The organism is Campylobacter sp. RM12640, from assembly GCF_020137595.1.
GTDB lineage: Bacteria > Campylobacterota > Campylobacteria > Campylobacterales > Campylobacteraceae > Campylobacter_E.
This window is the reverse complement of sequence record NZ_JACGAU010000021.1, coordinates 1-13,484: the sequence shown is the minus strand read 5'-3', so window position 1 is coordinate 13,484 and position 13,484 is coordinate 1. Positions and strand designations below refer to the sequence as shown.

The window sequence follows — 13,484 nt, the reverse complement described above, 5'->3', positions numbered from 1 at the left end:
TATGAGTAACAACTTAGAAATCAATGCAACTCCTAATAAAATCACTCAAAGCAAAAGAATATCTAAAGCTCCAATAATTATTATTGCAGCTTTTGTTATTTTGGTATTATTTGCATTATTTTATGCAGCACTTGCTAGAAAGCAAAATATAGAAAATAATATAATTAAACAAGAAGAAACAAATCAAATCGATAACACAAACACTACAAGTTTTATTGAAGAGCTTGAAAAATCTAAAAATAATTCAACATTTACAATAATTTCAAGCGACAATGCAATAGCTCAAAATAAAGAAATTATTCCTATTCAACAAGACTTTTTAATTAAAAAAGAACCAGAGCAAATAAATATACAAAGCAATAATTTCAATAAAATAAATTATCAAGATGATAACGATTTAAGCTTTAAAAAAGATATGCAGCAAAAAGCATATTTAGCACCTACTCAAATTGAAACTAAATCAAACAATTACTCTTATGATTTTAATAATAGTGATGTAAATATAAATTCAAAACCTACACTACATTTCAATGATGAAGAAATTATGGCTCAAGCTAAAGCGCAAGCTGGAATGTTTGGTGGCTCATTTAATACTGAAACTAATGATAAAAATTATAATACAAGTAATTTTTTAGACAATCAAGTAGATAATGGCTATCTCCAACATAAAAAAACTAAAGCGCTATCGCCTTATGAATTAAAAGCTGGTTGGGTAATTCCTGCAGTATTAATTACTTCTATTAATTCAGAAATTCAAGGGCAAGTTCTAGCTCAAGTTTCACAAAATGTTTATGATAGTGTTACAGGTAAATATTTGTTAATCCCACAAGGCACAAAAATTGTCGGTTCTTATTCTTCTAATATTTTATGGGGTCAATCAAGATTGTTAGTTGCTTGGAATAAGTTAATTTTCCCTGATGGTCAAAGCTTAATTTTAGATAATATGCAAGGCGTAAGCGCAAATGGACTTACAGGCTTTAAAGATAAAGTTAATAATCATTACATTAGAACTTTTGCTTCAGCTATATTATTATCTTCAATTACTGCTGGTGTATCACTTGCCGATAATTCAACAGGGGAAAAAGAAACCGCAAAAGATAAAGCAATATCATCAGCAATAGAACAAATGAGCCAAGTAGCAGCTGAAATAATTAGAAAAAATATGAATATAGCACCAACGCTAGAAATTAGAAGTGGTTATAAATTTAATATTTTTGTTACTAAAGATATTATTTTAGAACCTTTAGAAAGATATTAAATGGTTGATATAGCTTTAATAGAACAATGTAAAAATCCAAATGTTCCTACCGAAATAATACAAAAAATTATTTTGATAGAAAGTAATAATAATCAGTTCGCAATAAATGTTAATGGTATAGGCTCATTTATATTAAAAACAAAAGAAGAAGCCAAAGAAAAAATCAATTATTACTTATCAAAAAATGCTAGTGTTGATATAGGTTTAATGCAATTTAATTCTAATAATTTAAAGCTTAAAGCCTTTTCAAGTTATAGCGTTGATGATTTATTAGATACTTGCAAAAATATAAAAGCTGGTAGTGATGTTTTTTATTTGGCGTATGAAAGCACCGATAAAAATTTAAGCGAAAAAGAACGAATAAATCAAGCGCTTTCTGTATATAATACAGGAAATATTACAAATGGTTTTTTAAATGGCTATGTAGCAAAATATGATAGCAATTTAAATATTAAAAATATAAATGAAGAAGCAAGAAAATCAAATACCAAAATAAATATTGCTTTTAATTTATTTAACTTAGAAACTTTAAAAAATGAAAAAGCTCAATAATATTTCTTATTTTGCTTATAAAAGCACCGATAAAAATTTAAACGAAAAAGAACAAATAAATCAAGCATTTGAAACCATTAAAAAGTTAGAAAAACGCATAGCTCTAGTTTTACTACCTATGCGAAAAAATAATAAGGAGAAAAAATGAAAGAATTTACAGATTTAGAATTAGTTGAAAACTACGCTTATGAAGTTAGCCCTGAAGTTGCCGAAGAATTAGGTGCATTTGTTGAAAATGCTATAAACGAATATGATTTTATAGATAATGATGAGAGTTAAACTATGAAAAATCAAGATTTTATTCAAAATACTGCTGAAAAAATAATTGAAAGTTTAAAAAATGGTACTGCTCCTTGGATTAAACCTTGGAAAGCGGATGAATTAAATAATATTATGCCATATAACCCAAAAACAAATAAAAATTATAATGGTATTAATTCAATTAATTTAATGATGCAAGGATATGATGATCCAAGATGGCTTACATATAAACAAGCACAAGAATTAGGTGCTTATGTTAAAAAAGGCGAAAAATCAACTTCTATTCAATATTGGCAATTTAGCGAAATGGTTGATAAAGTAGATGAAAATGGAAATATTATACTTGATGAAAATGGTAGGTCTGAAAAAATAGAAATTGAACTTGAAACGCCTAAAGTATTTTTTGCAAGTGTTTTTAATGCTGAACAATGCGAGAATTTACCAAAATTAAAACAAAAACCTAAAATTGATAATTTTAAAGTTATTAAAGAAGCACAAGAGATATTAGATAAATCTAATGCTAATATTAAACACGGTGGTTCAAGAGCTTTTTATAATTCATTTCAAGATACAATTACATTACCAAATAAAAGTGCATTCATAGATGAAATTGCATATTATTCAACAGCTTTACACGAGTTAGGGCATTGGAGTGGTCATCAAAATAGATTAAATAGAGATTTAGCCCATCCTTTCGGAACAAAAGAATATGCTAAAGAAGAATTAAGAGCAGAAATTGCTAGTTTTTTATTATGTGCAAAAATTGGACTTGACTATGACCCAAGTAATCATTTATCTTATATTGATGGTTGGGTTAGTATATTAAAAGATAAGCCTTATGAAATTTTTAGAGCAACTTCAGATGCAACAAAAATAGTAAATTTTCTAGAAGACTTTACGCTAGAACAAAAATTAGAAATTGAGCAAAATACACAACCTAAACAAAATATAATACAAGAAAATAGGGAGCAAAATATGAATAATCAAGATTTAGGACTTGCAAAAGAAAAAATTTATTTATATGTTCCTTATAAAGATAAGGATGAAGCAAAAAAACTAGGTGCAAAGTGGGATAAGGAAGCTAAAGCTTGGTATGCTGCTAAAGGTACTGATTTAAACAAATTAGAAAAATGGCTTACTAAACAAGAACAAAAACCGCAAATACAAATTAATGAAGATGAAGTAAAAGCAGAATTTACAAAAGCATTAAATGATGCAGGACTCGATGTAAATGAACCTATAATGGATGGAAAATTACGTAGAGTAAGAACTTATGATGATAAAGGTAGAAATCTTAGTGGGGCTTATGTAGGATTTTTAAATGCCCATCCTGCAGGACATATTCAAAATTTTAAAACTGGATATAAAGAAAATTGGAAAAGCTCGTTAAGTTTAAACCAAACAAAAGATAAAACACAAGAAATACAAATCCAAAAAGAAAAAAATACTAATATAAATTTAGCTAGAGAAGAAGAATTGTTAGAAAAACAAGAAGCTAGTGCATTAAAAGCACAAGAAGAATACAACAATGCTAAATGGGCTTATGACAAACACCCCTATTTACAAAATAAAGGTTTAGAAAAAAATTATTATTTAAAACAAGATGAATTCGGAAATCTATTAATACCATTAAGTGATATTGAAGGCAAACATTGGACTTCTCAAAGAATTTTTTCCAATGGCGATAAAATGATTGGATTAATTAGAACTAAAGAAGAAAAAGAACAAAACATAGAATATCCATCAAAAAAAACTGGTAATTTTTTTATTATTGGAGCAAAAAATCTTAATAATGTAAATGAAATTTTTGTTTGTGAAGGTTTTGCAACTGCTGCTAGTGTTTATGAAGCTACAAAAAAAACAACAGTTATGGCAGTTGATGCTGGAAATCTTGAAGTTGTCATTGCTAATATTAAAGAAAAATACCCAAAAATACAGATTACAATAGCAGCTGACAATGATATTAAAAAAGAACTAGAAAATAAACCAAACGTAGGAAAAACAAAAGCTTACGATATTAAAAATAAATACAAAGATATTAAAATTGTATTGCCACAATTTACAAAAGAAGAAATTCAAAAAGGTTATAGTGATTTTAATGATTTAATGCGTTCTAGGAAATTATTAGAAGTAACTAAACAAATAAAAGAACAATTAGCTAAACAATTAACAACAGAAAAAGCATTAAGTGCAAATTCACAAAGTAAAGACAAAGCTATTAATAAACAAATTAATATCACAAAAGATATTGGCATAGGATATTAATATGAATAAAGATAAAAATCAATTTATAGTTTTTTTATTTGCTTTTTTTGGAGTAGTTATAGCAATTATAATAATAAGTTCTATTGGAACACAATATCTAGCAGGGACTTTTAATTATTCTCCTGCTCTTGGAGAAACCCTTGCTTATGATTTATACAATCCTTTTTCTTGGATTTTTTGGAGTATAAAATATAGTTCAAATTATCCTGATTTTTTTAGAAAATTTTATTTAATTATGTGTTCTTTAATTGCTTTAGCATTTTTATTTTTTGTAATAATTAAAATAGCCTATTCAAGAAAATCAAAAGCTATTAAAGACCTTCACGGCTCTGCACATTGGGCTAGTTTAGATGAAATCAAAGAAACAGGTGTTTTAAATACAAACCAAGGCGTTTATATTGGTGGTTATCAATATAAAAACACTTTACATTACTTAAGACACAATGGTCCAGAACATATTTTATGTTTTGCTCCAACAAGAAGCGGTAAAGGTGTTAGCTTAATATTGCCAACATTACTTGCTTGGGAAGAAAGTGCAATTATTTTAGATATTAAATCAGAACTTTTTAACTTTACAGCAGGTTGGAGACAAAAATATGCAAATAATAAAATACTTAAATTTGACCCATCAAACCCTAATGGCTCAATAAGATTTAATATACTAGAAGAAATTAGAATTAATACAGATTTTGAAATAAAAGATACTCAAAACATAGCTATTAATATAATTTATAAAGGGGATACTCCAGATGAAAAAACAAGTAGTTCAACAGGTTATTTTAGAAGTGAAGCAAAAAATTTTTTAGTTGCTTTAATACTTTATTCTTTACATATTGCAAAAAATAAAAATAACAATATCCCTAATCTTACAGATATTTATAAATTCTTAAACGATCCTAAAATGAGTATAGATGAAATACTTGAAGAAATGCTTGAATGTGATATTGCAAGAGATGATACAAATGAAATAATACAAAGTATAGCAAGAGCTATGAAAAATAAAGCAAGTCAAGAATTGTCAGGAGTTATAGGAACTACAAGTGAAAGCTTAAATTTATATATAGACCCTATTTTGGCAAAAAATACAGCTAAAAGCGATTTTAAAATCAATGAGCTTATGAATAGCGATAAACCAGTAAGTTTATATTTAATTATTCCACCTTCAGATAAAGATAGATTAAAGCCGCTATTTAATTTAATTATTAATCAAATTTTTAGGACCTTAACTGATGTAAAATTAGGTGAAGAAAAAACATATAAACACAGATTATTGTTTATGGGAGATGAGCTGACTAGTGTAGGTAAAATTGCGACCTTAGAAGAAGGCTTGGCTTATTGGGCAGGATATGGAATTAAGTTTTATGGTATTATACAAGATCTTCAACAATTATATAATTTATACACAGATAAAGAAAGTATAACTTCAAATTGTCACGTTAGAATTGCATTTGCACCTAATAATATACACACAGCAAAACTACTTTCAGAAATGTCAGGAACTACTACCATCATTAAGCGTTCAATCACTAGCAGCGGCAAAAAACTTCAAGCAGTTTTAGATAATGTAAGTGAAACAATGCAGGAAGTTCAAAGACCATTAATAACGCCTGATGAATGTATGAGGATTCCATCAGCTAAAAAAGACAAAAATGAATTAATAATTGAGCCAGGAGATATGTTAATTTTCATTTCAGGCAAACCTGCAATTTATGGGAAACAAATGTTATATTTTAAAGATCCAGTGTTTAGCGATAGGTCAAAAGTTGAGTATTCAGAACAATTAAACAATATATAAAAACACGCATAGTTCTAATTTTATTACCTGTGCGAACAGTAAAAAGGAGAAAATTAACAATGACTAAAATTCATTTTATTTTAAATGGTAAAGGCGGTATAGGAAAAAGTTTTATAAGCTCTTTATTATGCCAATATTTTTTACATAATAAAGAAAGTATATTAGCAATAGATACTGACCCAAACAACACTACACTATGCAATATCAAAGCATTAGATGCAAGTTTTTTAAAACTAATAGATGATGATGGTAAATTTAATGTAAGAGAATTTGATAAGATAATTGAACTAGCATATTCTAAAGAAAAGAAAAACTATATTATAGATTCAGGTGCTACAACATTTATCCCATTAATTGATTACCTAAAAGAAAACGAAATAATTTCTATGTTAAAAAATGAAAAAATAGAAATATATTTTCACGTTCCAATAGTTGGCGGGCAAGCTCAAGATGATACAATTTTAGGCTTAGTTCAGTTAGCAAATAATTTTAATTGTAATTTTATTGTTTGGTGTAATGAATATCACGGTTCTTTACGTGATTTTGAAAACACTCAAGAATATAACGCCATAAAAGAAAAAATAAACGCATTAATATATTTAAAACAATTTAGCAAAGATACTTACGGAAAGGACCTTTTAGAACTAACTTCAAAAAATCTAACTTTTGATGAAAGTTTAAAAGATAAGAGCTTTTCACTTATGTCAAAACAAAGACTAAAAATATTTAGAGATAAAGTATTTGAACAAATTAAAATTATATTATAGTTATATATAATTTATATTTTTTATATATAAAATTTATATAAAAAATATATAAATCTTATATTATTTTAAGTTTATTTTGATATAATTCTTTAAAATTAAAAAAGGAGAAAAAAATGAAAAATTATAAGAGTCAAATTCGCTAAAAGAAAGCTTAGAAATTTTAAAAAGATATAAAAACGATGTGAGTAAAGAAGACTATGAAGATATAAAAGGCATTATAGGTAGCCACGCAATAGAAAATTCATACGCTGATGAATTAGATATTATTATGATGTTAAAGCAAACTGTTTATGGCTTAAGTGTTGATGAAGTTTTAGCAGAATATAAAGAAAAAGGTTATGTTGATTATGAAAGAAAATAAATTAAGTTTTGAAGAACTTGTAACGAAGATAGATTTGAACTTAATTTATTAGAACCTATATTTAAAGGAGATAGTATGTTTTGCAATGGGCAATTTATACCAAATGAAGTGAATCGTATTTTTTCTAATTTAGAAAAACAAAACTATTTTAAAAACTGTAAAAGCATTGATGAACTAGCAAAAAATTTAGCTGAATTTATTGGAGATTTAAATGCCTTACATCCATTTAGAGAAGGCAACGGAAGAACCCAAAAAATATTTATAAATCAATTAGTTCAAAACACAGGGTATAAATTGGACCTAAGGTTAATTGATAAAGACAAAATGATAGATGCCAGTATAAAAGCTATGGATTGTGATTATAAAAAACTTGAAACCCTTATTAAGGTTAATTTAAAAAGCTTTAAACAAAACCTTGAGAAAGAGCAATCGCAAGGAATAGGATATTAATATATAAATTATATTATTTTTATATAAAAAATATATATAATTTATATAAATAATTTAAAAAATGAAAAATATTTGTAAATCAATAACGAAAATAATTAAATATCTAATACTTAGCTTAGCTGCATTTGTTTTAATAGTTATTCCTTTATTTTTTTCTTTTGGTTTAGTTATTAATACAACAAAATCAATGCCCTTAGGCTTATATAAAAAAGTAGATGGACCATTAGTTAAAGGAGATTTGGTTATGTTAAAAGTTCCTACTATAAATGAATATCTTATAAAAAAGATTGCAGCTACTAAAGGAGATTTGATTGAAATTAATTCTAATGGCGTTTATATCAATAATATTTTACAAACAAATACAAAAATATTTAAATACGATACCTTTAACCAGCCGTTACACTTTAATCAATTAAAAACTATTTTAAAAGATAATGAATTTATTGCTTTAGGAGAACATATAAGAAGTTATGATAGTAGATATTTTGGTATTGTAAAACAATATGAAAATAATATAAAAAAACTTATAAAAATAATAACATTTTAATATTATTTTTATATAATATTTATATAAATTATATATAATAACATAATTTTAAATCTTAGCATTTGAAATCATTAAAAAGTTAGAAAAACGCATAGATCTAGTTTTACTACCTATGCGAAAAAATAATAAGGAGAAAAAATGGCAACAATTATGGAAAAAGATGTTTTATTAGAATATGCAACATTTGGATATTTGATTAAAAATAGAGATACAAAAGAAGCTCAAGATGATTTAAATAAAATGTACGAAATAAAACAATGGTTATACTCTACTGATGAAGAAGATATAGATTACGAAAGCACCAAAGAACAAGTAAAAAAAATAAGGCTAAAATATGAAAATTGATGAGAATATTTTTAATGTAATATGGTCCGATGTAAAAAAAGATTATATTACACCCGTTAATAATTATAAAGCATTTGTTCTAGGTGGTCAGCCTGGTGCTGGTAAATCAAAACTAATCAAGCTTATTGAACAAGAGCTTAATAGCAATGTTATCGTAATAAATGGAGATGATTATAGAAAATATCATCCAAATTATGCTAATTTACAAGCTACTTATGGCAAAGATTCGCCTAAACACACTGCTGAATTTGCAGGAATGATTACTGAAATGATTTTAGATAAAGCTATCAAAAATAAATTAAATATAGTAATTGAAGGAACTTTTAGAACCGCTACTACACCGATTAAAACACTAAAATTATTTAAAGATAATGGTTATAACACAAATGTATTAATTCAAACTTGCCATAAAGATATTAGTTGGAAATCTTGTCTTGAAAGATATGAAAAAATGTTAGAAACAAATCCAAATGAAGCTAGATTTACAGATAAAGTTCATCACGATATAGTAGTTGATAATCTGGCAAATAATATTAAAGAAGTTCAAAAATCAGGCTTAGTTGATAATATGAAAATATATTCAAGGATTTTAGATAAAAAAACTGGTATGTTTAATCAAGTTGAAATTTATAATAGTGATTTAAAACCTAAAGTTAATATTGCAACCATTAATAAATATTTAGGTTTGGAAAGAAAACTAAATTTGGAAAATTTATATAATTTTGATTAATATGTAGGTATAGTAAGAAAAGTAAAAAATGGATAAAAAACAAATTATAGATGAGATAGCAAAAAAACATCATTTAATACTAGATGAAAATGACCCTATTTTTGCAATCATTACAGCTAACGAACTTATGTTTGATGATTATATAAAACAACTTGAAAGGGTGAAAATAAAAAATAAAGTTGATTTAGAAAGCTATAAACAAAGTTTAATAAGTGATATTCAAGAAGAGTTTAAAAAACATCATCAAATTTTACAAGAACTAAAATTAAATAAAATTCCTAATTCAAATTCTAACCAACACCAAAATGAAAAAAATATAGACTGTAATAAAAAGAATATTTTTATAGCTTTTGTAATAGGTCAGATTATATTTTTACTTATTGGACTAATTATAGGCATATTACTATAATATAATTTTAATATATATTTGATATAATTTTTATATATATTTTATATAATATTAAGCTTATTTATATATAATTATCGTAATTAAGAAAATGTATAATTTTAGTTTTTACTACCTATATGAAAATTTTAAAAAAAGGAGACAATAATGGTAGTTTCTATTATCAATGAAAAAGGTGGCAGTGGTAAAACAACATTAGCTGTCAATTTAGCTGCTAGACTTGCTTTGGATGGTGATAGTGTTTTATTAATTGATGCTGACCCACAAAAATCAACTGAAGTATTTTCAGATATGAGAAGTCAAAACAATCTAAAGCCTATATTTAGTAATGTATGTAAAACTGGTGTAAGTTTAGGAGATGAAATAAAACTTATGAAAGATAAATTTGATTCAGTTATTATTGATACTGGTGGTCGTGATAGTAAAGAAATGAGAAAAGCAATTTTAAATTCTAACATAGTTATTATTCCGACACTACCAAGCCAATACGATGTAAGTGTTTTATATCATATGTTTGAACTAATAATAGAAGCAAAAGAATTTAATCACAATCTATTAGTTTTTGTAGTAACTAATAGAGTTTCTCCTAATCCGTTTTTGCAAAAAGATTTACAAAATTTACAAAACTATATAAAAGACTTACAAGATGAAAAAAATATTAGCGATATATATTTACTTGATAGTGTAATTTATGAAAGACAAGCATATAGAAAAGCTGTTATTGAAGGTAAAAGCATAAATGAATTTGATAATTCTAAAGCAAGTGAAGACTTTGAACAATTTTATCAAGAATTATTAGAAAAAACAAAAAAATTTATAAAAGGATAAAAAATGGGATTTAAAAAACTAAGCGAAAATGATTTTATAAATGCTGCTAGGGGCGAAACTTCTAATATTAATAATATAAATGAAACTCCAAAAAGAACAAAAAGTGTGCTTTTCCATTTAACGGAAGAAGAAGCTGCTGAATTAACACAAGAAGCAGCCAAACATAAAATGGGTAGAAGTGCTTATATTAGATTTAAATTATTTGTAAAAGAATAATGTAATATAGCTAAGAAATAATAAAAGGAGAGCAGAATGGAGAATAAAGTCTATAAAAGTGTTTTAGAATATATAAAAAATAATAAAATTAATAATTTTGCTACTTTATGTGATAATTTAAAAACAACTGATAATTTATCAACTACTGGAAGAAAATTTAGAGCTATCATAGAAAATCCAACATTTTTTAAAACTTATTTTGATTCATTAAATTTAAAATAAGATATATTTACCTTTTTAAGTATATAATTACAGTACTTGGAAAGAACAAAGGCTTCTAGCCTGAACCACATACAGAAGATATGTGGTTCTATTTTAGTATTATTCTAGTTGCTTTTTTGATAAATAAATATTTATATTTTACAATTCTAGGAATCTTAAACCATACTTTTTTTTCACACTTTATAAAGAAATTTTTTATTGACTTTTTACCAAGTTTTTTTAATTTACCTTTAGGACATAATTTATTAAAAACATATACTAAACATAAAAAATCGTGTAATAAAAATTCTCTACCCAAATCATCATTCATATTATTTTTATATAAAATATATTTTATATTATATGAATATCCTTTAGATTGTTGATTATTGCTATCTGTATATTTATTTCCTAATTTTTGTAAATTATCTCCCAATAAATATAAAATGCAATTATTATGTGCTGCAGCATTTCTTAAATTCTTAATTGCATATAACTCATTAAGTATCAATTGTTTTAAATCCTTACCTTTATAATATTTATTTATATAAAAATTATAAAAATCTAATGTTTCACTAAATGTTAAAATTTCCAAAAGATTCCATACTGCAAAATTAGAACTATATTTTGTCATAAAAGATTCGGTGTAATAGTTTTTTTTACCATTATAATATCTTTTTAATTCATTCGGCACATAGTTATTTAAAAAATCTTTCACACTAATATAACCATCATCTTGATTATTAGTAGTACATAAATAATTAATTTTTGTTTTTAATAAATGTTCACATATAAGAGATAACTCCAATACTAATGACCTAAAACTTGTATCTAAAATACCAAACCTATGTAAAGACTTAAAATCTAAATTTTTATATACACCATTATTATTTTTTTCATAACACTTATTAAAAGTTTTAAATTTAAAAAAATAATTTCTTTCTTTTAAAATTTTAAACACTTCTGTTTGGTTTATATTATCTCCTACATTATTAATATCAATTATTATATTTTTATTATTAAAAAATTCCACTTGTTCTTTAAAACTTAATTTATTTTTCATATATATCCTTTAAAAATCATTGAAATTTATATCATTACTTTCTATGATTTCAACTTTTAAATCATATTTAGATTGTTTTTTTAGTTTATGATACATATCATCAATAATTTTTATATTTAATTCACTATCTAATTTAATTGCATTAGCTTTTTTATCTAATTTTTCAAGTTGCATATTATATTTATTTATAAATTCATCAACATCAACTTTTTTATTTTCATAAAAACCTTTAGCAACATCTACGATTTTATCTAATTTTTCAAAAATACTTACAAACTTATTAATTTTTTTGAATTCTTCTTTATCTTTTATATTGTTTAATAAATAATTGTTCATAGCTTTTAAACCATTGTTATTTATATCATTAACTTTAAATCCATCAATTTGTATATTAACTTCATAGGTTTCAAAAGAATCTATATCATTATAATCAAAACCAAGTTTTTTAAATTCTCCAGCAAAAAAAGTTGCATTATTATTTAATAATTTTTCCTTTGTTTTATTAAATGATTTGATTATTTTTTCCTTCTTGTTATTATCAATACTATCATTTTTATTTATGTTTTTAATTTGCAAATCAACTATTCTTAGTAATGTATTTTTAGTTTTTAAAATTTGTTTATGACTTTGATTTGATTTATGTATTTTATCCATAGCTATGTCTTTAAATTCAATATCTAAATTATATTCATTTGCTACATCTAATATTATTTTTTTAAAATCATCACTACCATTAATATCTAAAACACGCCCAAATCTCTCCATTGATTTTAAAAGAGAATCTAAAATAAAATCTTTATCTTTAATATCTACTTTAAGTTTTAAAAAATCTCCTTTATCTATCATTTTACTTTGCTTATTTTCATATACAATAAAACCATCATTGCTAATACATTTTATATCTTTAAAAACCTTTCTATTATTTAATTCTGAACTAATAGTATTGTCGTCTTTATCCGGTATTATTTGTTTTTTAGATAAAATTTTAATAGCTTCTTCATTATTTTCAAGTGCTTTTGAGATTAAAAAATCTTTCCAAGATATTTTTTTATGCTTTTTGTATGTATTTTTTTGTTCTTGGTTTAAATCTTCTAATTCTTTTTTTAATTTATAAAATGTAAATTTATTGCAACCTTTAAAAGATTTTTTAATTTTTTCTCTTTTAATTTTAATTTGCGATAAATTATAATCTAATTTGCTTTTATTTTCACTTTCATATTGAATATATTCTTGCCATAAATTACTTGTTTTTGCAATTGGTTGTATAGGTTCTTTTTTAAATTTAATTTTATTGTCATTATTAATATTTTCATTTTGAATATTTAAATCAATAGGACCAAAACGTTTTAATAATTGTTGCTTTGATAATTGTCTATGCACAAAACTTGCTTTACAAAATAATTTTTCATTTTTTGAAGATATCGTATAGCCATTTCTGC

At 24.5% G+C, this 13,484-nt stretch carries 18 protein-coding genes; 16 read left to right on the top strand and 2 right to left on the bottom strand.

Annotated elements, in window-relative coordinates; all coding sequences use genetic code 11:
* The first annotated feature begins 1 nt into the window (after position 1).
* The 16 genes from AVBRAN12640_RS07895 to AVBRAN12640_RS07820 all read left to right on the top strand — a co-directional run bounded on the left by AVBRAN12640_RS07895 (position 2) and on the right by AVBRAN12640_RS07820 (position 11,003).
* Positions 2-1,258 (top strand): TrbI/VirB10 family protein, encoded by a 1,257-nt coding sequence (locus AVBRAN12640_RS07895; RefSeq protein ID WP_336607583.1) that lies wholly within the window; start codon positions 2-4, stop codon positions 1,256-1,258.
* Positions 1,259-1,810 carry a transglycosylase SLT domain-containing protein gene (locus AVBRAN12640_RS07890; protein WP_336607584.1) on the top strand — a complete coding sequence of 184 codons (552 nt, stop codon included), beginning with the start codon at positions 1,259-1,261 and terminating at the stop codon, positions 1,808-1,810.
* The gene (locus AVBRAN12640_RS07885) at positions 1,794-1,958 is read left to right on the top strand and encodes a hypothetical protein (RefSeq protein WP_336607585.1); all 165 of its coding nucleotides are present in this window, start codon (positions 1,794-1,796) and stop codon (positions 1,956-1,958) included. Before AVBRAN12640_RS07890 ends, AVBRAN12640_RS07885 begins: the two co-directional genes overlap by 17 nt.
* Positions 1,955-2,089, top strand: a complete 135-nt coding sequence (locus AVBRAN12640_RS07880) for a hypothetical protein (protein WP_336607586.1) — start codon at positions 1,955-1,957, stop codon at positions 2,087-2,089. The genes AVBRAN12640_RS07885 and AVBRAN12640_RS07880 overlap by 4 nt, the downstream gene beginning before the upstream one ends.
* 3 nt (positions 2,090-2,092) lie before the next feature.
* Entirely contained in the window at positions 2,093-4,336 is a 2,244-nt protein-coding gene (locus AVBRAN12640_RS07875) for a zincin-like metallopeptidase domain-containing protein (protein WP_336608151.1), read from the top strand.
* A 1-nt stretch (position 4,337) separates the two neighbouring features.
* The gene (locus tag AVBRAN12640_RS07870) at positions 4,338-6,131 is read left to right on the top strand and encodes a type IV secretory system conjugative DNA transfer family protein (RefSeq protein ID WP_336608150.1); all 1,794 of its coding nucleotides are present in this window, start codon (positions 4,338-4,340) and stop codon (positions 6,129-6,131) included.
* Between the two features lie 59 nt (positions 6,132-6,190).
* Entirely contained in the window at positions 6,191-6,898 is a 708-nt protein-coding gene (locus tag AVBRAN12640_RS07865; protein ID WP_336607589.1) for a nucleotide-binding protein, read from the top strand.
* A gap of 181 nt (positions 6,899-7,079) precedes the next feature.
* On the top strand, positions 7,080-7,259 hold the full coding sequence (locus AVBRAN12640_RS07860) for a hypothetical protein (RefSeq protein WP_336607590.1): 180 nt from the start codon (positions 7,080-7,082) through the stop codon (positions 7,257-7,259).
* Positions 7,260-7,334: 75 nt separating this feature from the next.
* Positions 7,335-7,709 carry a Fic/DOC family protein gene (locus AVBRAN12640_RS07855; RefSeq protein ID WP_336607591.1) on the top strand — a complete coding sequence of 125 codons (375 nt, stop codon included), beginning with the start codon at positions 7,335-7,337 and terminating at the stop codon, positions 7,707-7,709.
* A gap of 61 nt (positions 7,710-7,770) precedes the next feature.
* Positions 7,771-8,256: a S26 family signal peptidase gene (locus AVBRAN12640_RS07850; protein ID WP_336607592.1), complete on the top strand. Its 486-nt coding sequence runs from the start codon at positions 7,771-7,773 to the stop codon at positions 8,254-8,256.
* Positions 8,257-8,394: 138 nt separating this feature from the next.
* On the top strand, positions 8,395-8,601 hold the full coding sequence (locus AVBRAN12640_RS07845) for a hypothetical protein (protein ID WP_336607593.1): 207 nt from the start codon (positions 8,395-8,397) through the stop codon (positions 8,599-8,601).
* Positions 8,591-9,331 (top strand): zeta toxin family protein, encoded by a 741-nt coding sequence (locus AVBRAN12640_RS07840; protein WP_336607594.1) that lies wholly within the window; start codon positions 8,591-8,593, stop codon positions 9,329-9,331. Before AVBRAN12640_RS07845 ends, AVBRAN12640_RS07840 begins: the two co-directional genes overlap by 11 nt.
* 28 nt (positions 9,332-9,359) lie before the next feature.
* Complete coding sequence (locus AVBRAN12640_RS07835; RefSeq protein WP_336607595.1) at positions 9,360-9,740, top strand: conjugal transfer protein TraM; 381 nt, start codon at positions 9,360-9,362, stop codon at positions 9,738-9,740.
* A gap of 144 nt (positions 9,741-9,884) precedes the next feature.
* A complete protein-coding gene (locus AVBRAN12640_RS07830) occupies positions 9,885-10,565 on the top strand; it encodes an AAA family ATPase (protein WP_336607596.1) in 681 nt (226 codons plus the stop codon).
* A 3-nt stretch (positions 10,566-10,568) separates the two neighbouring features.
* The gene (locus AVBRAN12640_RS07825) at positions 10,569-10,781 is read left to right on the top strand and encodes a hypothetical protein (RefSeq protein ID WP_336607597.1); all 213 of its coding nucleotides are present in this window, start codon (positions 10,569-10,571) and stop codon (positions 10,779-10,781) included.
* Between the two features lie 36 nt (positions 10,782-10,817).
* Positions 10,818-11,003, top strand: coding sequence for a hypothetical protein (locus AVBRAN12640_RS07820; RefSeq protein WP_336607598.1), 186 nt, complete (start codon positions 10,818-10,820; stop codon positions 11,001-11,003).
* A gap of 88 nt (positions 11,004-11,091) precedes the next feature.
* On the opposite strand, the gene AVBRAN12640_RS07815 is transcribed toward AVBRAN12640_RS07820, so the two are convergent.
* Together AVBRAN12640_RS07815 and AVBRAN12640_RS07810 are read right to left on the bottom strand one after the other, a co-directional pair.
* On the bottom strand, positions 11,092-12,045 hold the full coding sequence (locus tag AVBRAN12640_RS07815) for an Abi family protein (protein WP_336607599.1): 954 nt from the start codon (positions 12,043-12,045) through the stop codon (positions 11,092-11,094).
* Positions 12,046-12,054: 9 nt separating this feature from the next.
* The coding region (locus AVBRAN12640_RS07810; protein WP_336612984.1) for an LPD7 domain-containing protein at positions 12,055-13,484 on the bottom strand (1,430 nt) is incomplete at its 5' end.